Source organism: Aquisphaera insulae (assembly GCF_011064615.1).
In the GTDB taxonomy this organism is placed as follows: Bacteria; Planctomycetota; Planctomycetia; order Isosphaerales; family Isosphaeraceae; genus Aquisphaera; species Aquisphaera insulae.
Map to the genome: position 1 here is coordinate 34,465 of NZ_JAALJH010000018.1, position 22,455 is coordinate 56,919.

General features: G+C 68.2%; 16 protein-coding genes. 7 read left to right on the forward strand and 9 right to left on the reverse strand.

Features of this window, described 5'->3' with window-relative positions; translation table 11 throughout:
- Nucleotides 1–63 precede the first annotated feature (63 nt).
- Nucleotides 64–528, forward strand: coding sequence for a DNA topoisomerase IV subunit A family protein (locus G6O54_RS12470; RefSeq protein ID WP_165225548.1), 465 nt, complete (start codon nt 64–66; stop codon nt 526–528).
- Between the two features lie 18 nt (nt 529–546).
- Here G6O54_RS12470 and G6O54_RS12475 read toward each other — a convergent pair whose 3' ends face one another.
- Nucleotides 547–981 (reverse strand): acyl-CoA thioesterase, encoded by a 435-nt coding sequence (locus tag G6O54_RS12475; protein ID WP_205678752.1) that lies wholly within the window; start codon nt 979–981, stop codon nt 547–549.
- 211 nt (nt 982–1,192) lie between these two features.
- On the opposite strand from G6O54_RS12475, the gene G6O54_RS12480 reads away from it, so the two are divergent.
- Together G6O54_RS12480 and G6O54_RS12485 are read left to right on the forward strand one after the other, a co-directional pair.
- Nucleotides 1,193–2,803, forward strand: a complete 1,611-nt coding sequence (locus tag G6O54_RS12480) for a hybrid sensor histidine kinase/response regulator (RefSeq protein ID WP_165225554.1) — start codon at nt 1,193–1,195, stop codon at nt 2,801–2,803.
- A gap of 212 nt (nt 2,804–3,015) precedes the next feature.
- A complete protein-coding gene (locus G6O54_RS12485; protein ID WP_165225557.1) occupies nt 3,016–3,831 on the forward strand; it encodes a hypothetical protein in 816 nt (271 codons plus the stop codon).
- Between the two features lie 124 nt (nt 3,832–3,955).
- Here G6O54_RS12485 and G6O54_RS12490 read toward each other — a convergent pair whose 3' ends face one another.
- From G6O54_RS12490 to G6O54_RS12515, 6 genes are all read right to left on the reverse strand, one after another.
- Entirely contained in the window at nt 3,956–4,993 is a 1,038-nt protein-coding gene (locus G6O54_RS12490; RefSeq protein ID WP_165225560.1) for a hypothetical protein, read from the reverse strand.
- A 45-nt stretch (nt 4,994–5,038) separates the two neighbouring features.
- Nucleotides 5,039–5,611, reverse strand: coding sequence for a DUF4276 family protein (locus G6O54_RS12495; protein WP_369432138.1), 573 nt, complete (start codon nt 5,609–5,611; stop codon nt 5,039–5,041).
- A gap of 130 nt (nt 5,612–5,741) precedes the next feature.
- Nucleotides 5,742–6,932, reverse strand: a complete 1,191-nt coding sequence (locus G6O54_RS12500; RefSeq protein ID WP_165225566.1) for an AAA family ATPase — start codon at nt 6,930–6,932, stop codon at nt 5,742–5,744.
- Nucleotides 6,933–6,997: 65 nt separating this feature from the next.
- Nucleotides 6,998–7,771 (reverse strand): nucleotidyltransferase domain-containing protein, encoded by a 774-nt coding sequence (locus G6O54_RS12505; protein ID WP_165225716.1) that lies wholly within the window; start codon nt 7,769–7,771, stop codon nt 6,998–7,000.
- 23 nt (nt 7,772–7,794) lie between these two features.
- On the reverse strand, nt 7,795–8,697 hold the full coding sequence (locus G6O54_RS12510) for a nucleotidyltransferase domain-containing protein (protein ID WP_165225569.1): 903 nt from the start codon (nt 8,695–8,697) through the stop codon (nt 7,795–7,797).
- Between the two features lie 99 nt (nt 8,698–8,796).
- Complete coding sequence (locus G6O54_RS12515) at nt 8,797–10,662, reverse strand: sulfatase (protein WP_165225572.1); 1,866 nt, start codon at nt 10,660–10,662, stop codon at nt 8,797–8,799.
- Nucleotides 10,663–10,980: 318 nt separating this feature from the next.
- Between G6O54_RS12515 and G6O54_RS12520 the strand changes: the two genes are divergently transcribed.
- The 3 genes from G6O54_RS12520 (at nt 10,981) to G6O54_RS12530 (ending at nt 13,592) form a co-directional block, all read left to right on the forward strand.
- A complete protein-coding gene (locus G6O54_RS12520; RefSeq protein WP_165225575.1) occupies nt 10,981–11,814 on the forward strand; it encodes a hypothetical protein in 834 nt (277 codons plus the stop codon).
- A gap of 311 nt (nt 11,815–12,125) precedes the next feature.
- Nucleotides 12,126–12,320, forward strand: a complete 195-nt coding sequence (locus G6O54_RS12525) for a hypothetical protein (protein ID WP_165225578.1) — start codon at nt 12,126–12,128, stop codon at nt 12,318–12,320.
- A 204-nt stretch (nt 12,321–12,524) separates the two neighbouring features.
- A complete protein-coding gene (locus G6O54_RS12530; protein ID WP_165225718.1) occupies nt 12,525–13,592 on the forward strand; it encodes a DUF1559 domain-containing protein in 1,068 nt (355 codons plus the stop codon).
- Nucleotides 13,593–13,790: 198 nt separating this feature from the next.
- Here G6O54_RS12530 and G6O54_RS12535 read toward each other — a convergent pair whose 3' ends face one another.
- Nucleotides 13,791–16,715, reverse strand: coding sequence for a CRTAC1 family protein (locus G6O54_RS12535; protein WP_165225581.1), 2,925 nt, complete (start codon nt 16,713–16,715; stop codon nt 13,791–13,793).
- Nucleotides 16,716–16,937: 222 nt separating this feature from the next.
- Between G6O54_RS12535 and G6O54_RS12540 the strand changes: the two genes are divergently transcribed.
- Nucleotides 16,938–19,868 carry a CRTAC1 family protein gene (locus G6O54_RS12540; RefSeq protein WP_165225584.1) on the forward strand — a complete coding sequence of 977 codons (2,931 nt, stop codon included), beginning with the start codon at nt 16,938–16,940 and terminating at the stop codon, nt 19,866–19,868.
- 3 nt (nt 19,869–19,871) lie between these two features.
- Here the strand turns inward: G6O54_RS12540 and G6O54_RS12545 are convergent, their stop codons facing one another.
- Nucleotides 19,872–22,448, reverse strand: coding sequence for a polynucleotide kinase-phosphatase (locus G6O54_RS12545; RefSeq protein WP_165225587.1), 2,577 nt, complete (start codon nt 22,446–22,448; stop codon nt 19,872–19,874).
- Between the last annotated feature and the right edge of the window lie 7 nt (nt 22,449–22,455).

The window sequence follows — 22,455 nt, forward strand, 5'->3', positions numbered from 1 at the left end:
ACTGTGCGTTCTTGCATCCGATTGGGTCCGTTCTTCCGTCCCATCGAGAAAGGTCCAAGATCGATGATCCTCCCCTTCCGCCGCTCGCTCGCAACGTTTGCCAGCGCCGCGATGATGACGTCGCTCCTGGCGGGAAGCTATCCCCTGGTGGCCCAGGAGGGCGCCTCGAAGCCCCAGACCAAGAAGGCCGACGGGAAGGCCGAGCCCGCGACGCCGGAGAAGGCCCGGGGCAAGGTCGCCCCCCCGGATCCGACGCATCGGGTCCCGCCTGGCTTCTCCAAGCTCAACCTGAGCGACGAGCAGAAGGAGGCGATATACAAAATCCAGGCCAAGTACTATTCCCAGATCCAGAAGCTGGAGAAGGAAGCCGACGATCTCCGCGACAAGCGTGAGAAGGAGTGCGAGGCGGTGCTGAAACCCGCCCAGAAGCGTCACCTCGCGGAGCTCGAGAAGGAGAAGAAGGACGCCGCCGCCGCCAGGAGGGCCGCCGCCGCCAAGGAGGCCGAGAAGGAGCGAGAGAAGCCCTGATCGACGTCGCTTGCGGGCTCAGGCCGGTCCGGCCTCGCCCGCGTCGGCTTCCTTTCGGAGGAACCGCGTGCGGAGGTCCGGCGTGATCCGCCTCAGGCGCATGGTCCGGGAATCGACGGCCACCCAGACCGTCCGCACGCGAGCCACGATCTCTCCGCCCGCCGCCTGCCGGATCTCGACGAAGCGATCCATGGAGGCCGCGCCCACGTCCCCGATCCACGTCCGGGCCACCAGGGCGTCGCCCTCGTGCGCCGGTCGGAGATAGTCGATCTCGTGCCGGCGGACCACCCAGTCGAGGTCCCCCCGATTCTCCGGGGGGACCGCCGCCTTCCAGTGCGCCACCGCGGCATCCTGGGCGTATTTCAGGTAGACCACGTTGTTGACATGACCTTGGCGGTCGATATCGCCCGCCGCGACCACGAATTCCCGTTCGTAGATCCAGGGCCCCTCCACGATCCCCTCCCGGTCTCTGATCCCCTTCCGGATATCCTGGTCACGACCCATTATTGCAGATAGGCGCGCGGGGATGGATCTCGTGGCGATCTCGCGCTGAGCGAGGGCCGGCACGCGACGTGCACGCGCATGGGTCGGGATTCCGTCGAACGGAGATCGGGCCGTGAAGGGACAGGCCGGATCTCCCCTTTCCGAGGAGCCTCAGCTCGTCATGGATCGCACCGTCCAGGCCCTCCGGGAGAGGAATGAGGAGCTGGAACGCCGGGTCGCCGAGCTGACTCGCGCCAACGAGGCGCTGGCGAGGCGTGAGGCGGAGATGCGCAGCCTGGCGGACAGCACGCCGGAGGTCCTGGCCCGCTTCGACCCGGGGCTGCGAGTCGCCTTCGTCAACGCGGCCGCGGAGGAGCTCCTGGGGCGGCCCCGCGAAGATTACCTCGGGCGGGCGATCGGCGACCTCGGGCTCCCGGACTCGGAGCGGTCGCGGTGGCAAGAGGCCCTCCGCGTGGTCTTCTCCTCGGGTCGAGCCCGGGCGATCGAGTTCGACCATGCCCCCCGCCGGGTCGTGCGTCACTATTCCGCGCGGCTGGTCCCCGAGCCCGGGCCCTCCGGGGCCGTCGAGTCCGTGCTGGCGGTCGTCCAGGACGTCACGGAGCGGAAGCGGACCGCGGAGGCCCTCCAGGATGCCGATCGTCGGAAGGACGAGTTCCTCGCCACGCTCGCCCACGAGCTGCGCAATCCGCTGGCCCCCATCCGGACCGGGCTGCACCTCCTGGGACTCTCGCAGGATCCGGAGCTCGCGGCGCGGACCCGAGAGATGATGGCCCGCCAGCTCGCGAACATGGTCCGCCTGATCGACGACCTCCTGGAGATCTCCCGGATCACCAGCGGGAAGGTCAAGCTCCGTCCCGAGCGGGTGTCGCTCCGTTCGGTGGCGGAGGCGGCGGTGGAGGCCAGCCGGCCGGCCATCGAGGCCGCCGGGCACTCGCTGTCGCTCGATCTGCCCGAGTCGCCCGTGACCCTCTCGGCCGACCCGACGAGGCTCTCCCAGGTCATCACCAACCTCCTCACCAACGCGGCCAAGTACACGCCCGAGGGGGGGCAAATCGAGCTCTCGGCCCGGGGCGACGGGCGGGAGGCCGTGGTCCTCGTGAAGGACACCGGCCTCGGCATCCCGCCGACGATGCTCGACGAGGTCTTCGCGATGTTCACCCAGGTGAACCGGACGCTCGACCGCTCCCAGGGGGGACTCGGCATCGGCCTGGCGCTGGTGAAGCGCCTGGTGGAGCTGCACGGGGGGACCGTCGTCGCGGAGAGCCAGGGCCTGGGCATGGGGAGCACCTTCACCGTCCGCCTCCCCCTGGTGGCGGAGGGTTCCACGATCGAGGCGCCGTCGCCGGCGCCGGGGGCCTTGCCGCCCGTCGACAACACGGCCCGGCGGATCCTCGTCGTGGAGGACAACGCCGACATGGCCGAGGTCCTGGCGAAGGTGCTCCGGATTGGCGGCCATGAGATCCGGACCGCGCTCGACGGCCCGAAGGCCATCGAGCAGGCCCGCACCTTCCGGCCCGACGTCGTCTTCCTGGACATCAGCCTCCCGGGCCTGAGCGGCTACCAGGTCGCCCGCCAGCTCCGCGAGGATTCCTCGCTCCGCGACGTCCTGATCGTCGCGCTGACCGGCGGCGGCCTCGACGAGGACAAGCGGCAGGCGAAGCGGGCCGGGATCGATCTCCACCTCACCAAGCCCGTCGACTTCCACCAGATCGAGGAGGCCTTCCAGCGGCTCCCTCGCCCGGCCGGGCCACGCAAGGAGACGAAGCGTTGAGACCGGTTGGCGGCGAATGCTCCGAGGCAGGCTCGTGGAGGAGCTCGCTCCGTCCGACGATCGGGCGGGCCGTGAGGCAAGCTCTCCCGTCGGGACCTTTCCCGGCCGCGTGCCCGATCCGTGTATGATGGGCCGACGATCCGGGCGTTCGCTGCGATCGAGCCCGCGGATCGATATACTTCGCATCAAGATATTGGAAATTCGAGGTTCCCATGATCGCGAACATGGTCTTCGCCGCGTCCGTCGCCTCGCTTTCCCTCGGGCCGCCTGATCGCAGGGAGCCGCCGAGCAAGGAGGATCTCGCCGCGATCACCGCGCGGGGCCGCGACCTCGCCGGCTACGACGCCGCGGCGTGGCATGCGTCGGATGCCCTCGAGAAGGCGCATCCTCGGGAGGGGAGCGTGGCGCGCTACATCGCCCGCAAGTCCGATAAGGGCTGGACCGTCGCCTTCGGCAGGCTCGACGGCCAGGGCAAGACATTCCTGATCGCCTATGAGGCAAAGCCCGGCGCGAAGCCCGACGAGTTCACCGTGGAGGAGCATCTCCCGGCGGTCCGGGAAACCGGCTATTACCGATCGGCGAGCAAGGCCATCGACACGGCGCTCGCGGATCTCGCCGCGCACTTCGATCCGCCGCGGCGTGCCTACAACGTCGCCGTCCTCCCCGCCGATCAGGGCCGATGGTGGGTCTATGTCTTCCCCGCGCCGACCGAGGAAGGTGTCTGGCCGCTCGGCGGCGATTTCCGATTCCGGTTGTCGGCCGACGGCACGAAGGTCGAGGCGACCCGCCAGCTCCACAAGTCGATCATCGAGGTTCGACCGCCGGCGGACGGGAAGAACCAACAAGTCGGCGGAGTTCATTCACACGTCCTCGACAGCGTCCCCGAGGATACCGACGTCTATCACGTCCTGAGCCGCAAGCCGAGCGTACCGGAGATCGTGATCACGCCCGCGTTCCAGTACAGCATCGATCGCGATGGCTCGATCCACTATGTCGGAAAGACCGACGACCTTCGGAAGCGGCCGTAATGTCGCCGGCGGTCCGGCGGCCGAGAGGATGTTGATTCCGTTCCGGATCTCGGATAGCGATTGGAGGGCGGGCTGCCGGCATGCTGAGTCCGCGGGCCCATCGCGAGGTGAATAGCGGCTCGCGTCACGACAGCTCGCTCGTCAACCGTCGGTCGAGATCATCGACTACCGTGCGCGAGACCTCGAGGGCCCGCCGGAACATGGCTTCGACCATTGCGACGTCGGCCAGGTATTCGACCTGGCTTATATGTCCAGCCCGCCCGAAGGAGACGCTGGCACTCCGATCTGCCTGTCGGTCCTTCGTCGCGATGGCGGAGAACCTCTCGACAAGCTCGGGGAACGCGAAGGTCCCATCGGGGACCTGCACGCTTCGGAGTGCCTGCCCCATTCGGCGATACTCGAGGTGAGCTCCCCCGCTCGCGGAGATCTCCAACTTCCATGATCCCCCGAATCCGAGGCGAAGGCTGTTCACCGGCCCCCGGTTCTCCTCGAGGAATCGCAGGCCCTCCTCGTCGTTGGTGGCGAGCCAGTAATCGCGGTGACCCATGTCCGCCACGAGGACGTGCCCCCACAGGTGGAAGCTGTAGCTCTGGTCGCTTCCGTAGGCGTAGGGCCCGTCGATCCAGACCGGCGTCACCGAGTTCCGCATCCCGAAGAACTTCGTGCTCAGGGCGTCGTCCGTCATGCGGTGGAGCGATCCGAACACCAACTCCTGGAGGACGTAGGTGATGAGCAGGCGAGAGAGCGACACGGAGACGAGCTCTTCGGCCTCGGAGTAGACGCCGAACCGGTCCGGCTTCTGAGAGTAGCTCCAGACGGGCGGGTCCTCGCCGGAGGGAAGGGTGCGGCACTGCCAGACCTGTTGACTCTCCTCGAGGAAGACCACCTTGCCGGATTCGTCGTGGGTCAGGCCGTCGGGGCCGTTGAGCCAGTCCTGGTTCGGGTAGAAACCGAGGAATCCGCCGTTCGACCGATCGTAGCGGCCGGCGAACTCGTAGAGGCGTCGCAGGGGCATCGGAACCCGGAGATCGTCGGGCACCGACGCGAGCTCCCCGAGGGCCGGCCGGGCCGGCCGGAGCCAGTACTCGATGAACTCGCAGAGGGCATCCATTCGCCCCGCCGCGGATCTTGCCTCCATCAGCCTCGGCCGGTAGGCGCTCATGGTCGACCCTGGAGTCCTCGCTTGAACGGAGCCGAGTCCGAATCGTCAGTGAAGTCTCGCGTCGCGGATCTGGCGGTCGAGCCAGGCAGTGAAGGTCTTGAAGCGTGGACATCGGACTGCGACCTTCTCGGGATCGATCATTGCCAGCAATTTGCTGGCATGCTTGATCTTGGAGTTGTTCTTCTCTGTATATGCCTTCTTGATGGTATCCTTCGTCGCTTCGGCCAGCTTTGCGTAGAGATCTTGCTTCGGCTCCTCCTCCAGATTCTGACGCTGAGGGAGTTTGCCAGGGCGGAAGCCCTGTTTGTAGAACTCCGACAGGGCGGCCGGATCGGCCACGATCCAGGTTTCCATGCAGGTGACCATGAGATGGATGTTTTCAACGTCGATGCCCTTCAGGTCCCAACGATCTCTCTTGAAGAGATGGTCGCGGCGATCCTCGGCGTTGCGTCGCTCTCGACGCTCGATCTCATCGGACGGCTCCGAATCGGCCGAGGTGTGCTCGGCGGGCAAGAGGGCTTCCGAATCCACGAGCAAGATGATCAGGGTCGACCCGTCTCCCTTGTACACAGCGTCTTTGAATGCTCTGTAGGCGCTCTCTCGGCCGCCGCAGGGCACGAGCCTCCATTTGAGTCGGCAAACACGAGCGGCTTCCTTCTGCCTTCGGAGTAGGCGATCGAAACCAATTCGCAGCTCTGCCTTCTGCTGGCAGAGTCACCCCCACCTTCCAAGTAGATGACGATGGATGTCACGGATTCCCCCCGAGCTCACCGATCCTCCAGAGCTCGCCGAGACGGTACTTCTCGAGCCAGGAGGCGAGCGATTCGGGATCGACCCTCTCGAGAACCGTGCCGTTTCGGTACTCGCACGTGAGGACAGCTTGGGGTTGGTCCGACAGACCGGAGATGAGTTCGTCGGAGTGGGTCGTGACGATCAGTTGCGTGCGTTCCGAGGCTTCCATGAAGAGGTCAGCCAGGATCGAAACCGCGTCGGGGTGGAGACCTAGCTCCGGCTCCTCGATACAGGTTAGCGGAGGTGGTGATGGGTCGAGAAGCAAGGCCAGGATGGCCATGAATCGGATCGTCCCGTCGGATAGCCGCGTCGCGGGGATGGGGGCTTTGAGTCCCTTCTCGTGAAGGTAGAACTGGACGGTCCCTCCCTGGACTCGCGTCGAGAAGTGGGCATACCGAGGCATGAAGAGAGCGAGCAGGCGATTGAATTCCGCCCCCGCGTTGCTGTGCTCGATCTCGTTCAGGAGCAGACCAAGATTGCGAGAATCGGCCAGGAGAGGGCTTGAAGGTAGATCGGCGGGCTGAGGCTGTCGCAGGGAGACATGACGTCCGATGCTCCATTCCCTGAAGATCTGGATGAGCCTGTACTGTTCGCCTAGCCAGGTCACTTCGGGATAGGATTCAGGATCCTTTCGTTGCGAGAGGACCGATTCATCCGGCTTGAGGTCCTCTCGCCTGAGAGCGCGTCTCTCTTGCTTTCCTTCGGTCGTACGAACATTCAGCGCCGGCCGTCCCTCCTGATAGCGGTAATAGAAGAAGACGTCGACTTGATTGTCATAGCGTGGGTTTGGCTCCTCGATGGCCTCATTGAGGATTTCGGTCCTCGCTCCGCTGGCCGCGAAAGAAAGCTGATGTCTGAGGTCGGAAATAAAACGATCAGTGTGAATGACGACATCGATCTCGGCCGACTGAGGCGTCGGGTCTCCCTTCCAGAGCCATTCACGCGGGCCTCCCCCATCCCGGATCGCGTTCGCGAACGCCGTGGGGGCAGCGTGCAGCAGCTCGATTGCCTCGATCAGGTTCGATTTTCCCCCTCCATTCGGTCCGATGATCACGTTGAGCGGCTCCAGGTCGATGGGTGCCGATCCTGGGGGAAAGGACAGGAAGCCATCCAGGCGAATCGACTTGAGGAATCCGTGACGGGGCATCGTCGTTGCCTCCGAAGTTTGAGCAACCGCTTCGGCACCATCTTACGGCATGCGATCGATGGGATTCAAAGGGAGCCATCACGACTCGATGACTCCCCGGTCTTCATCCTGATCCTCACCAGCAGGTCATCCAGCGCAGCCCTGGACGTCGGCCCCTCGGGCAGCCGGCTCGCCTTATGGGCCGACTCCAGGTCGCCGCGAAGCCGCTCGTACTCCGAACGATGAAATTCGACGTCCGAATCCTCGAGGGTCGCCCGCTCCGGACCGGCGAGCTTCCGTGCGATCAGGTCGCCGACATGCCCCAATCTTGCCTCGTCCGCGAGCCGAACCAGGTTCGCCTCCACCTCGCCGGTCCGCATCAGGTGGATTCCCGTCAGGAGGACGCGGTACACGTAGAGCAGCGGCTTCACGCGTCGGGGCCGCTCCCCGTCGAAGAGCCTCCACTGGGTCTCGGCGAAGCCGAAGTAATGATGGCTGTGATGCCGCGTGATGCAGCCCGCGGCGATGGCCTTCAGCTCCTCGTGCTCCGGAGTCGCGACGACGACCAGGGGCGAGAAGACCTGCTCCAGGACATAGCCGTTCTTCTTCAGCAGGAGCCGGAAGAACTTGAGGGCGTCGTGCGTGACCATGTCGAGCTCGAAGCCCTGTTCCACCCGCTCGATCTCGACGGTCTCTCGTCCCGGGTCGAGCCCGATGACGTCGCGGAGCGGCAGCAGGTGACAGCCCCGGAGGTCGTAGTCCGAGTCGGGCGATGGGAAACCGTAGAGATGCGCCCCGCTGACCGTCGCGAAGAGGAGCGGGAATGGATGGCCCTCGGCCGCTTCCCGCAGCCGGCGCATCGCATCGGGAGTCACGATGTCGTTCACAGGATGTCCCTCACGCGCTCCAACTCGGCCCGGATGGCCCGCAGGGCACTCACGGCCCGGTCGGGGTCCTCTACGCATCCTTCGAGGCGACCGTAATGCTCCTCCAGGCAATCCAGCAGCAAGCGGCGGATCCTCGGCTCGTCGGGCGTCGCCGGCAGGGTGCTCGCGGCGTACGCACGCTCGAGCTGCGATTCCTTCTCCGCGCACCAGACCCGGAGGCGTTCCTCGGTCCACTCGCCCCGGCGGATGGCCTTGAGCGGCTCGTTGTTCCGCTGGAGGTCGATGTCGTGCTCGGTCAGGATCATCTCGACCTCGCCGAGCAGGCGGACGACGTGATAGGCGAACTTGACATCGTAGCCGTGCTCCCGCACGAGCTCCGCGCGACGGCCCTGGGGCGCCTTGATCGCGATCTTGTGCAACTGAGAATAGGCATACCCCTTGAACTTCGGCCACGCTCCGCGGTGCAGGAAGATCCGGCGGTTCTCGCGGACGAGGTTGCCGACCCGCGTGCTGTGCAGGACGCAGTTGACGGGCGTGAACAGGCTGTCCAGGATGTTCGGGTTGTTCTCCATCGCCAGGTTGAAGAACTTGACGATCCCGTAAATCGTCACGTCATAGACCCTGCCGCGGCCACCGAGGGCATCGTCGTCGCGGATGTGGTGCTGCTGGAACTGCTCGAACCGCGGGCCCGGCGTGCCGAAGCCCTCGACCTCCCCGCGAAGGTGCGGGAAGACGTCGTCCCTGGGCGGGATCGCCCAGCCGTAGACGTCCAGGTCGCTCGTGTCGGACGAGACGCCGTAGGCGACGGACCCCATGATCGTCTCGTACTGGACGTTCCCCGGCAGCCATCGCGGCGGCTTCGCGAGCCCCCGGTCGGTCAGGCGTTGCAGCGTGCTCATGGGCGAAGACCTCCGCGCTTCTGGACATCCTCTCCTTGCAGAGGATCGGCGGCACGCTCCGGTTCGCGGCACGTCGCGAGCGGCCCGCGCCGGCGGTCGCTACGGCTTCTTCCCCTTCAGGATGCTGCCGAGGCTGGAGCGGAATCGCTGGAGGGCCTCGGCGGCCGCCGGGGCGCCGGCCAGGTTGAATCGCTCCTCGGGGTCTCCCCGCAACGAGTAGAGCTCCTCGGAGCCGTCGCCGGACTGGATGTAGTGCATCCCTCCGGCGACGAGGGAGCTCATCGGGCCCTTCGCGACGGGCTCGCGGCCCTCATTCATCATCACCAGCGGCGGAGTCGTCTCGAGCAGGAGCGGCTCCGAGGTTCCGCCGGCGTCGGGCCCGGAGGCATCGCCGAGGAGTCGGGCCAGCGACCGGCCGGGGAATGTGACCCCCTGGGGCTTCCCGACGAGCTCGGCGATGGTCGCCGGAAGGTCGCGGAGGCCGACGGGGCCGGCCACGACCCGGCCGGTCGCCGCGACCCTCGGATCCGCGACGACGAGCGGGACGTGCACGAGCTGCCGGTAGAGGCTGCAGCCGTGGAAGAACAGGAGGTGATCGCCGAGGTGCTCGCCGTGGTCCGCGGTGACGATGACGATCGTGTTCCCGAGCACGCCGCGGCGGTCGAGGTCGTCGAGGAGCCGTCCGAGTCGACGGTCGAGGTAGGCGATGCACTCGTCGTAGACGTCCGCGGCCATCTGGACGTCGTTGCGCGTCAGGCTCGCCTTGGGCATCTGGTTCCAGCGCTGGAGGGTGAGGAAGTCGCGGAGGGTCGTCGGCCGGATGCCGAATGCGGGTGCGGCCGGGTCCGGGACCTCGTAGGGCGAGTGGGCGTCGTTGTAGTTCAGGAAGGCGAAGAACGGGCGGCTCCGGCCGCGTTGCCAGGAGAGCCAGTCGAGGAATCCGCGATCGACGTCGGGCGCACGCTTCGCATGTTCGCGCGAGCGCCCGAGCCGGCCCATCGGACGGCCGGTGACCTTCTCCGCGATGGCCGACACGATGCTCCCCCAGGTGGAGAGCTCCATCCGATGGCCGAGCCCGATGTAGCGGTCCAGGGTGTCGAGGAGGTCGACGGGGTAGTCCTCGTAGTGGTCGAACCCGCGAGTCAGGCCGGTCTCGCCGCTCGTGTAGTCGAGGTTGGCCACGAAGCCGGCCGTGTCGTAGCCGCGGCCGCGGAGGTACTCGGCGATGGTCGGGGTGTCGCGGCGAAGCGGCGAGGTCCAGTCGACTCCCAGCTCATGGGGCCAACGCCCGGTGAAGAGGCCGGCGTGCGCCGGCAGGGTCCACGACGAGGTCGAGAAGGCCAGGTCGAACCGAGTCCCGCGGGCGGCCAGTCGCTCCAGGTTGGGCGTCGTCGGGCGGGCATATCCGTGGAGGCTGAGGTTGGCGGCCCGGACCGTGTCCCAGACGATCAGCAGCACGTTCGGGGCGTCGGCGGAGGCCGGAGGCACGGTCGACACGGCCCGGTGCTCCGTCCAGGCACGCTTGCCGCGGGTCGCCAGCAGGACCGCGAGCAGGGTCACCGCGAGGATCGGGAAAGACCGGCGAGCCCACGCGAGCGGGAGCTCGGGGCGACGTCCGGCCCACCGCCCGAGCTGGACCGCCACCCCCGCGGACAGGAGGAGCGAGGCCCAGAGCTCCAGCGGCAGGCGGGCACAGGCGTTGAGGGAAGCCACGAGGACGAGGATTCCGACGACCGCCCGCGCCGAAAGCCGCCGACGGCGGACCAGGGCCAGGCCGGCGAGGACCATCCCGACGGCGAGCAGGAGGGCGGTCACTCCCGAGGGGATGAGCCAGGGGAAATCCCCGCCCAGCCGGTCGAAATCCCGCTGGATGACCCGGCTGTTGAGGAGCATGAGCCCGAGATCGACCCAACCGGCCAGGAGTCCGATGGACGCCGCCAGGAGCAGGATCTCTGCGGGCGACATCCCGCCCGACCGCGGGGACGGACTCGCCGTTGCATCGACCGGCCCGACGGCGCCGGCATTCCTGGTCCCAGATCCGGATTCCATCGCGATTCCCATCGGGGGCGGTATGAGGATCGGGACTACTAGACCGGAAGGCGCCGACGAATACAAGGCGGCGAGTGCTTGACGCGCCGTCGTCGAGAGTGGAGTCTATCGCGGTCGAGGTCCGATGTGCCGGGCGCACCACCGCGGATGGTGACAGAGCCCGACACGAGATCGCAGCATCGAATCCCCGCGTCGCGAGGCGGCGTCCGCCTCGATCTCCGGAGGCGTAGGCCCATGCAGAACGACGAGGTTTCCCCTTCCGATCCGGGCTCCAGGGACCCCCTCCTCGATCCGAGCGAGCGGGGCGACCAGGCCGCGGCCGTCGACCCGACGGCCGCGCGATTGCCCCGCCGCGCGTGGCCTCTGGTCGTCGCGGCGGGCCTGCTCGCGGGCCTGGCGGGCTTCGCCGGCGGCGAGTACGCCGCCAAGGTCTTCGCCCCCTCGCTCGATCTGCCGCCCGGGATCCGGGGCGATCGCGAGAAAGCCCCCGCCGAGCACTTCCGGCGGCTCATCGAATCCGAGTTCCGGACCGCGATCGCCAGCCACGGGACCTTCGGTGCCTTGCTCGGCCTGGCGCTCGGCGCGGCGGGTGGACTGGCCCGCCGATCGGCGAGGGCTGCCCTCACGTCGGCCGTGATTGGCCTGCCGCTGGGGGCCGCGGCCGGCGCCCTGAGTGCCTCGCTCCTCGTTCCTTTCTACAACGCCCATCACTCCGCTCCCTCGCCCGAGAATGCCACGGAGGAGTTCTTCCTGGCGATGGGGACGCACGGCGGCATCTGGGCGGCGATCGGCGGCGTGGCGGGGCTGGCGCTGGGACTCGGCCTTGGAGGCCGGAGATCGGCCCTCGCCCTCGTCGGCGGAGTGCTCGGTGCCTTGCTGGCGACGGTCCTCTACGAGCTGGGTAGCCCCGTCATGTTCCCGCAACAGAAGACCTTCCAGCCCCTGGGCCCGATCCCCGAGCTGAGGCTCTTCGGCCATCTCGCCACGGCCCTCCTCGTCGCCGCGGGCGCGCTCTGGGCCGCAACGAATCTGAGCGTCCGACGGCCACCGCCGGCCGTTTCGTCCTGACTCGGCTCGACCCCGCCGCGCCGGATGGATCAATAAACCCGGGGTGAAATTCCCTGAGAATGAAGGGAAATCCCACAATTCTTTAACCGCCCACGGAATTGTCTTGATCTTGTGGACGGGGCGAAATATACCTTGGCTCGATATTCGGCGTTCGCCTTCCCACCACTCTTCAGGGCTATCCGTACCAATTTCATAAGGTCCGGCCGCGCTGTCTCTCCGACCCACCCTACTTGATCAACCTGTCTCATGTAGGGAGTCCTTCCCCTCAAGGCGTTTTCGATACGCCAGGTCTTACTGAGGCTTGTTTATTCATGCGTGATTTGCGGCTTGTTCGTGCGTTCGCGTTGGTCCCGCTGGCCGGCTTCCTGCTCCTGACCGTGGGCTGCTCGGGCCAGGTTTCCGTGAATTCGACTCCCCCTTCCAAGGAGGAGGCGAAGAAGATCGCCGAGGAGACAAAATCGTCGATGCGGGACGCCATGAAGGCTCGCGGACAGAAGGGGCATTGATGAGTTCCGGGCCGGTCCTCGCGAATCGTCTCGACCTCGACCGGCGTTCGCGAGCCGACCATGGAGGCCGTAACGGCGAAGTGACGACCTCCCGGTGGCAAGTCATCATCGATTCGCTTGATCCGTCCCGGCTGCAAGCAGTCCGGCTCGATTCGGGCCGGCTTGCGGTTTTCATTCCGACCTCATACGAGGAGGATTCATGTCATGAGAGCGGTATCTCGCCGAGGGTTCACCCTCATCGAATTGCTGGTGGTGATCGCGATCATCGCCGTCCTCATCGCCCTGCTGCTGCCCGCCGTCCAGTCGGCGCGAGAGGCGGCGAGGAGGGCCCAGTGCATCAACAATCTCAAGCAGGTCGGCATCGGGCTCCATAACTACCATACCGCCCACAATACCTTCCCGCTGGGCGGGACGAGGAACTGGTCTTCGTACGGGTACATGGCCTCCTGGGGGACCTGGAGCGCCTCGGCGCTCTTGCTGGGCTACATGGAAGGCCAGCCGCTCTACAACTCGATCAACTTCAACTGGGTCTGCTGCTGGAGCGCCGGGTGGGCGATCAACTCCACGGTGACCAACGTGACCATCAACACGTACATCTGCCCCTCCGACGGGCTCTCGCCGGTACCCACGCAGAATGACCAGTGGACCGGGATGACGAACAACTATCACGCGTCGGTCGGCGCCTCGACGGACTTCTACAACCCGTCGGGGCTGTTCGCCGAGGCGGAGAAGTGCTACGGCATCCAGACGTGTACGGACGGCAGTTCCAACACGATCGCCTTCGGCGAGGCCCTCGTCGGTTCCGGCAACACGCCCCAGGTGAAATTCCGGAGCGGGCCGGTGCTCTCCGCCGGTTCGGCCCTCTGCTCGGGAGGGTGGTGCGGCGTCACCAATGTCAGCTCGCAATACAACTCCGTGCTGGCCGACCTTCAGACCTGCGAGCAAGGCTATGTGGCGCAGACCAGCAGCACGGGCAACGGCAAGGGATTCCGCTGGGCCGAGAATCTCGGCGGCTTCACGCTCATCAACACGGTCGTGCCGCCCTCCGCGAACAACTATCGGTTCGGCTGGTGCGCCCTCCGCGGCGGCAGTCCCAACTCCAATGCCTCCGACGGCCAGTACCAGAACGCCAACAGCAACCACCCCGGGGGCGCCAACTTCCTGTTCGGCGACGGTAGCGCCCGCTTCCTCAAGTCGACGATCTCGATGCAGACCTACTGGGCCCTGGGCACCAGGAATGGCGGCGAGGTCGTCTCATCCGACAGCTATTGATCGCTCCGGATGAGACCCAGGCCGCAAAGCTTGCCGTTCCGGGCTCGCCTCGGCGAGCCCGGAATCGACAGCTCTCCACCCCGTTCCGGTCGCGTGCTGCCCGCTCGACCGTCCGGATCTCGCCCCGTGGGCCTCGCGGCTCCGGGGCATTTTCATTCCGCTACCTCGATCGGGTCGATTCCGCCCGGTGGAAGTCCTTCAAGGCAACGCCGAGCCGGCCCCCTCGGGAAGCGGTAGGGCTCGAGGGGGCGCTTCTCCCTCGCGGAATCGATAGCCGGCGTCGGGACGCAGGTTTTCGTGGACGTCCGTCTTCCCGGAAGGCCAGCGAATCTCGACGCGATCCACCCGCCGGGCCGTTCCCAGGCCGAAATGCAGCCGGGGATCGCCCGACGACTGGTAGCTGCCGCCGCCGAACCGGGCGGCGGTCCGAGTCCGCCCGTCGGCCGTCACCGTGACGATGGAGCCGACCCCGTCGCGATTGGAGGCGACCCCCTCGAGGGCGACCGAGAGGTGATGCCCCCCCGCGGGATTCGACGAATTGTGGAAGAGGGCCAGGGGATCGCCCTGGCCGAGGACCAGGATGTCCATCCGGCCGTCATTGTCGACGTCGCCTGTGGCCAGGCCGCGTCCTAAGAGCAGGCCATGCCACGCCGGCCCGGCCCGCTCCGTGGGGTCGACGAAGCGGCCCGAGTCGTCGCCGAGCAGGAGCTGAGGCCTCATCGCGTAGGGGAAGACCGGTCGGAGATCGGCCACGTGCCCGTTCGCCTGCACCAGGTCGAGGCGGCCATCATTGTTGGCATCGAACGCCGAGACCCCGAATCCCAGCACCTGCCTGGTGGCGGCCGCCAGGCCGGTGGCGGCCGATCGATCGCTGAACAGGCCTCCGCCGTGGTTGTGGTAGAGGGTCGTCGACTCATTGAAGAAGTTGCAGACGACCACGTCGAGTCGGCCGTCCCCGTCCATGTCGCCGTATCCGACGCCCATGCCGGCCAGGTGCCCCCCCTCGGCCCCGGCGGCCAGGCCCGCCTCGATCGCCTGCGGGGCGAATCGGAAGCCGCCGAGATTGCGGAAGAAATGGTTCGCCGACAGGTCGTTGGTCACGAATATGTCGAGTTTTCCATCTTCGTCGAGGTCGGCGGTGATCACGCCCAGGCCCCGGCCATCCTCGTCGACGATCCCCGATTCCCCGGTGACATCGACGAAACGCCCGCCGTCGTTGCGGAACAGGTGGTCCGCCTCCGCGGGGAACAGGAGGGGGCCGCAGTACATGACGCCGGGCTTCGTCCGCCCGGGATACTCGCAGAGCGTCGGATGTTCGGAGTCCCATCTCAGGTAGTGGGCGACGTACAGGTCGAGGTCGCCGTCGTTGTCGAAGTCGCCCCAGGCCGCGGAGGTGGGCCAGCCGCGGTCTCCCGAGAGTCCCGCCCGGGCCGTGGCGTCCTCGAACCGCCCGCCGCCGACGTTGTGGTAGAGGGCGTAGGACCGCCAACGGGTCACGAAGAGGTCCGGCCGTCCGTCGTTGTCGTAGTCGCCCACCGCGACGCCGTGCCCGTATCCGCCCGGCAGCGAGGCAAGGCCGGACTCCGCGGTGACGTCGCGGTATCGGCCCTGCCCCAGGTTCCGGAAGAGTCGGTCGCCGAAGGCCGGCCGGGCTTCCCGAGGCGGGAACGGCCCCCCCTGCACGGCGTAGATGTCGAACCATCCGTCGCCATCGAAATCCAGCACGGCCACCCCGCCGGACATGGTCTCGGGAAGCTGATGCTCGGGGCTGGGCCCGTGATCGTGCCGGAAGTCCAGTCCCCGAGACGCCGCCTGGTCCTCGAAGCGAGGTATGATCGGCTCGGGCCCGACCGACGAACCGCCCCGGCCGGGAGACGAGCCCGCGCCGAGATGGTCCACGAGGAGCCCCTCTCCGACGTTCTCCGACGCCTCTTCCGCGGCGACCATGCGGGCGATGGCCGATCGGGCCTCGTCGGCGACCGCCGGATCCCGGCGGGCCGCCAGCGTCCACCAGAGCTTCGCCTCGAACCAGAGGCCCAGGGACTCCGCGATCCGCCCGAGCTCGACGGCATGCGATGCCATCTCGGGCAAGTCGATCAGGCGCTTGTACTCGTCGACCGCCGCATCGACCGCCGCCTCACGCCGCCGCAGCTCGGCGGCCCTCGCACGGTCGCCGGACTGGCTGTCGAGGTCGGCCAACCGCGTCAGGACGGCGTGATCGGCGGGGACCAGGTTGAGCATCATCTCCAGCGTCGAGACCTCGGACTCGCGATCGCCGGACCGCTCGGCCAGCCACGCGCGTGTCGCCAGCATCTCGCCGCGGGAGACGGCCGTCAGGGGCAGATGTCCCGCGGCGCGGCGGGCCTCATCGGGAAGGCCCGCCGCCCTGGCCAGATCGAGGCGGGCTTTCCAGACCGCAAGGCCCTCGGGCCGCGTCCGCTCGCACCGATCCAGCCAGGCAGCCGCCTCGTCGAATCGCCCCGTCCGGATCGCCAGGTCCGCCGATGCCAGCCAGACCATCTCGTCGTCCGGGGCCGACAGCCGGGCCTTCGCCAGGTTCGCGCCGATGGCATCCACCGGGTAAGGCCCGCGGTCGGCGATCCAGAGCTCGCGGAGCGTCCCGGAAGGATCCGCTTCACGACGGGCCCTGTCCCGGAGCATCCCCCGATGCGCGTCCCGCCGACCCGTCGTCCAGTAGAGGACCTCCAGGAGTCGTCGGGCCTCCTCGCCGGACTCGCCGGAGGACCGCATGGCGACGAGGAGGCTGGGCTCGGCGATCCGATAGCACCCCCTGGCCAGGGCCAGCCTGCCCCTCGCCAGCGCCGCCTTCGAACCCTCCGGCGAACCTTCGGGGATCCGGCCCCAGACGGCGAGCGCGTCGTCCGGTCGCCCGAGCTGCCTTTCGCATTCTCCCAGCAGGAGCAGGAGCTCGCCGTCGGCCGGTCGCCGCGACGCGAGCCGGGAAAGACGGCTCCGGGCCGTCGAATAGCGATGTGCATCCAGATCCTCACGGACGCGGGCCAGCTCGCCGCGGAAACGCCGGGCTTCCCCCGCGCGGACCACCAGCCAGGTGCCCAGCACGAGCACGGCCACGACCATCGTGATCAGGAGCGGGCGACGCATCGCGTCCTGGACCCGGGACGACGGAGCATTGCATGATGACCGAGCCGCGTGGGAGCGGCCGGCTCATCATCTCATGATTCAACCGCTTCCGCGAGTCGGAAGCGGCGGAGTCCTCCAGATCGCGGCCCCCCACCCTCCCGGGCCGCAGGTATCGGCGGCCTTGACCGCCCCACCTCGATCGGCCAGGATGAGGTCGGCATTGTTGGGCCGATGGGAATTCGAATGCGGCGACGCTGGCGACGACTCGCGATCGGGGCGGGGCTTCTGGCCCTGGCCTGGGGCGCCTTCATGCGTCTCGATGCCTGGCGGTCGCGCGGGCAGCTCGGCCTCGCCCAGCGGGAGATCGGCCGCGGCCAGTTCGAAATCGCCCGTCAGCGGCTGACGGCCCTCGCGGCCCGTGACGGCGCGCTCGACGGCATGGCCAACTACTGGTTGGGCATCTGCGAGTCGCTCGACGGCCACTCCGACGCCGCGGCCCGAGCCTTCGACCGCGTCCCTCCCGGGTTCGCGTTCGACCCGATCGGCGCCTATCACGAAGCGAAGGCGAACCTGTCGCGGGGCCGGCTCTTGCCCGCGGAGCGTCGACTCGAGGCGGCCCTCGGTCAGGACGGGCCGGTCCGTGAGAAGATCCGGGAGTTGCTCCGCCGGGTCTACGAGCTCGAGGTCCGGTTCGACGACGTCAGGGGGCTCGTCCGCGACCGCCTGGCCGCCGCGGAGGATCCCCTGAACGACCTGAGAGACCTCAGCAATCTCGACCTCAACCGCCTCCCCTACGAGGGCCTGAGGGGGGCGATCGAGAAGGCCGGCACGGCCGCGCCGGAGGACGCTCGCGTCTGGCTGGGGAAGTCCAGGCTGGCGATCGAGGCCGGGCACTGGGACGAGGCGGACGACTGGTTGCGAAAGTGCCGGCAAGCCGGGGCCGACGCGCCGGTCTGGCGCGCTCAACTGGAATGGGCTCGTGGCACGTCGCGGACCGCCGAGGCGATCGAGGCGGCCCGACGGCTCGGCCGGGATGGCCTCGACCCGGCCGCGAGGCTCGACCTCCGCGCCTGGCTCGCGGGGCAGGATGGCGACCGCGAGGCGGAAGCCTCCGCACTCGATGCCTTGCTCGTGCTCGAGCCGGGGGCGATCCGGGCGATGGAGCGGCTCGTCGACCTGGCCCATCAGGCCGGCCGCGCGGAACGCGTTGCGGAGTTGCGACGACGCCAGGGCGACGTCGAGGGGGCGATGGCGGCGTACCGCGTCCTCCTCTGGCGAAAGGCACCCCCGCACACGCCCTCGGAGCGGATCGAGCTAGCCCGCCTTGCGGAGGCGGCCGGCCTTCGTCACGAGGCCCGCGCGCTCTTCGCCTGGGGCCTGCGGGCGACCCCTGATGACCCGGCGGCCCGCGAGGGGCTCGCCCGACTCGATCGCGACGACCCGGAGCGGCGGCAGGCGCTCGCCGAGTCGGCCCGCGATCTGCCCCAGGAAGGGGACCATGGGGCCGGTCGGCCGGCCATGCCCAGCCGTCCTGCGGATAGCCGCCTCGCCTTCACCGACGACGCCGAGTCGGCCGGCCTCCGCTTCGTCTTCGACAACGCCGAGACGATCCTCCATCAACTCCCCGAACCGTTCAGCGGCGGTCTGGCGGTGCTCGACGTCGACAACGACGGCTGGCTCGACGTCTTCTGCGTCCAGGGCGGCCCCTACACCCCGGATCCGTCGGCAGCCCGGCCCGCCGCCGACGCGGGGGACCGGCTCTTCCGCAATCGCGGAGACGGAACCTTCGAGGACATCACGGCGCGATCGGGCATCGACTGCTTTCCCCGGGGTCACGGTCATGGCGTGGCGGTGGGCGACGTCGACAACGACGGGCTCCCCGACCTGTTCGTGACCCGCTGGCGGTCCTACGCCCTCTACCGGAACCTCGGCGGCGGACGCTTCGAGGACGCGACCGATCACTGGGGCCTGGGTGGGAGCCGCGACTGGCCCACCTCCGCGGCGTTTGCCGACCTCGACGGTGACGGCGACCTCGACCTCTACGTCTGCCACTACGCGGCCTGGGATCTCGACCATCCCCAGATTTGCCGCGACGCCAAGACGCAGGCGTACCTCAACTGCAACCCGCTCGACTCCGAGGCCCTCCCCGACCACCTCTTCCGCAACGACGGCGGCCGGTTCGTCGACGTCACGGCAGAGGCCGGGATCGTCGACGGCAACGGCCGCGGACTCGGCGTGGTCGCCGCCGACCTCGACGCCGACGGCCGCGTGGACCTCTTCGTCGCCAACGATTCCTCGGCCGATTACCTCTTCCACAATCGGGGAGGCATGCGGTTCGAGGAGATCGGCCATCTCGCCGGAGTGGCCAGCAACTCGTCCGGGATCTACCAGGCCGGCATGGGGACCGCCGCGGGCGATCTCGACGGCGACGGGCTGATCGACCTGATCGTCACCAACTTCTACGGCGAGTCCACGACCTTCTTCCGCGGACTGGGCGGCGGGACCTTCACGGACACGACGGAGGCAATCGGCCTGACGATCGCCAGCCGCCACCTCCTCGGCTTCGGGGTCGGCCTCGTCGACGTCAACGACGACGGTCGGCTCGACATGGTCACGGCCAATGGCCACGTCAACGACCTCCGACCCAACTACCCCTACCAGATGCCGGCCCGGGTCCTGCTCGCCGGCGCCGACGGACGGTTGAAGGACGTCTCCGACCTCTCCGGCGACGCGTGGAAGGTCCCCCGCATGGGACGTGGCCTCGCGGTCGTTGACCTGGACAACGACGGTCGCCAGGACGTGCTGATCCTCTCGCACAATCAACCGATGGCTTATTTCCACAACCGGACCGAGGGCGGCCGGTTCCTGACCCTTCGGCTGGAGGGCACCCGGTCAAACCGGGACGCCGTCGGCGCGAAGGTCACGCTGATCCGCCCCGGTGGGAACCGCGTGGCCTGGCGGACCGGCGGTGGCAGCTTCCAGTCCGCCTCCGATCCCCGGATCCATTTCGGGCTCGGCGCGGACGGTCGGATCGAGGCCGTGGAAGTCGCCTGGCCCTCGGGGCGCGTCAATCAGTTCCGCGGCTTCCAGCCCGACTCCGGCTACCTGCTGCGCGAGGGGCATGACCGTCCGGAACAGCTCGACGGTTTCCGCGGGAGGTCGCCTCGCCCGTGAGGATCAGAGCCTCGGATCAACGGGCTCGCTCTCGAGGGCGAGGACCCCGAAGACGCACTCGTGGACACGTCGCAACGGCTCGCGGCGGACGAACCGTTCGAGGCCCTCGATCCCGAGCGCGAACTCGCCGAGGGCGAGCGAACGCTTGCGTCCGAGCCCGCGCGAGCGAAGACGGCTGAGGTTCTCTTCCGCCGTGTACTCGGGCCCGTAGATGATCCGCAGGTACTCGCGGCCGCGACACTTCACGGCCGGCTGCACGAGTCCGCGCCGTCCTCGATGGAGGAAGGCCAGCGGCTTCACGACCATCCCCTCGCCGCCCCGTCCCGTGTGCTCGAGCCACCAGGCAATCCCCGCCTCCTGGCTGGCCGGATCGGTGACGTCGACGACCAGGGACCGGGTCGCGACCAGGAGCGCGGGATCGGCCCGGCTGAATTCGGCGAGGGTCTCCATGTGCCAGAGGTGATCGCGGTCGACGTGGACCCGCCCCTCGGAGGCCAGCAGATGAAACGGCGCCAGCTTCAGGTCGTCGAGCGACTCCACCTTCCAGCAGTACTGACGGTAGGCGGCCACGAACTTCGCGATGTCCTGCTCCCGACGGCGGTAGACCGACTCCGCGGCGAGGATCTTCTCCCGCTCCTCGCCGTCCAGCCGGCCCGCCGTTCGCTCGAGCGCGGCGACGGCCCGGGGCGTCGCGGCCGACCCCGCGGCTCCGACGGCCGCGTACTGCGTCTTCAGCAGCTCCTGGGCCTTGGCCGACCACGGCATGAGTTCGCAGTCGAGCAGGACCCAGGAGGTGTCGATCCGGCCCCAGATATCCGCCGCCGAGAGGGCCTCGCGGACACGGTCGAGGAATCGTCGTTCCAGGTCCGGGTCGTTGAAGAACCGTCGGCCGGTCCGCGTGGCGACGACGCCAAGCTCCCCCGTCGTCACGCCGAACCGCTGCGCGGCCGCCGCCTCGTCCTTGCAGGCGACGACGACCGCGCGGGAGCCCATGTGCTTCTCCTCGCAGATCACCTGCGGCACGCCCTCGGCCCGGTAGTAGGCGAACGCCTCCGCGGGATGTTCGAGCAGGCCCTCGGCCCGGCTGGTCTCGCATGGGGACATCGTCGGCGGCAGGTAGACCAGCCAGCGCGGGTCGGCGGCGAACCGGCTCATGACCTCGAGCGCCGCGGCGGCGTTCTCCTCGCGGATCGTCACGTTGCCGCGGAGGCCGGTGGAGATGATTCGCTTGCCCAGCACGTCCTCGGCGTCGAGTACCTCGTCGTGCGCCTGCTGGGCCGTGAGCCTCGGCGCCTGCTCTTCGACCGGCAGGAACGGACGGGCCGGCTCGCAGTAGGTCCGCGCGGCGGGGACCGAGACGAGCTCCTTCTCCGGGTAGCGGAGCGCCGTGAGCTTGCCGCCGAAGACGCAACCGGTGTCGATGTTGATCGTGCGGTTGAGCCACTCCGGAGTGGGGACCGGCGTGTGGCCATAGACAACCATGGCCTCGCCGCGATACTCCTTCGCCCAGTTGTAACGCACGGGGAGGCCGAACTCGTCGGTCTCGCCCGTCGTTTCTCCGTAGAGGGCGAACTCGCGGACCTTGCCGGATCCCCTGCCCTGCATCTCCTGCTTCATCCCGGCGTGGGCGACGACGAGCTTGCCGCCGTCGAGGACGTAATGGCTGACGAGCGCGTCGAGGAATTCCGCCGCGGCACGGCGGAATCCGCCGTGATGTCCCTCGAAGGCTTCGAACTGGCTGAGCGATTCCGCGAGGCCGTGCCTGACCTGGACGTTCCTGCCCGAGACCGCGCGCACGAACTTGACGTCGTGGTTTCCCGGCACGCAGAGCGCGGTCCCGGCCCTGACGCTGTCCATGACCAGCCGGACCACGTCCGGGATGCGTGGTCCGCGGTCGACCAGATCGCCCACGAAGACCATCTTGCGCCCCTCCGGATGCGACCAGGCGCCGTCGGGTCCGGTATGAGCATAGCCCAGCAACCCGAGCAGCAGCTCCAGCTCATCGCCGCAGCCGTGGACGTCGCCGATGATGTCGAACGGCCCGTGGTCGTCCGTCCGGTCATTCCAGAGCGGCACGCGCTCGATGACCGCGTCCTCGACCTCCTCCGACGATTCGAGCCGGAAGACGTGGCGAAAGCCCTCCTTGCTCAGCCCGCGGAACGACCGCCGCAACTGCGACGCCTGGTTGCGGATCACGTGCGGGCCGAACGCGCGATCCAGCCGCGCGGCGTTGCGCTCGTGGCAGATCCGCTCCGGCAGGTCCAGCACGATCGCCACCGGCAGGCAGTGATACTGCCGGGCCAGCTCCACGAGCGGCCTGCGTGCCTCGGGCTGGACGTTGGTCGCGTCGATGACCGTCAGCTTCCCGAGCGCCAGCCGCTTGCTCGCCACGTACCGGAGCACGTCGAACGCGTCCCTCGTCGCCTCCTGGCTGTTCTCATCGTCCGAGACCATGCCGCGGAAGACGTCGGAGGAGAGCACCTCGGTGGGCTTGAAGTGCTTGTGCGCGAACGTGCTCTTGCCCGATCCGCTGGGGCCGACCAGGACGACGAGGCTGAGTTTGGGGATCTTGATGGTCATTTCTCGT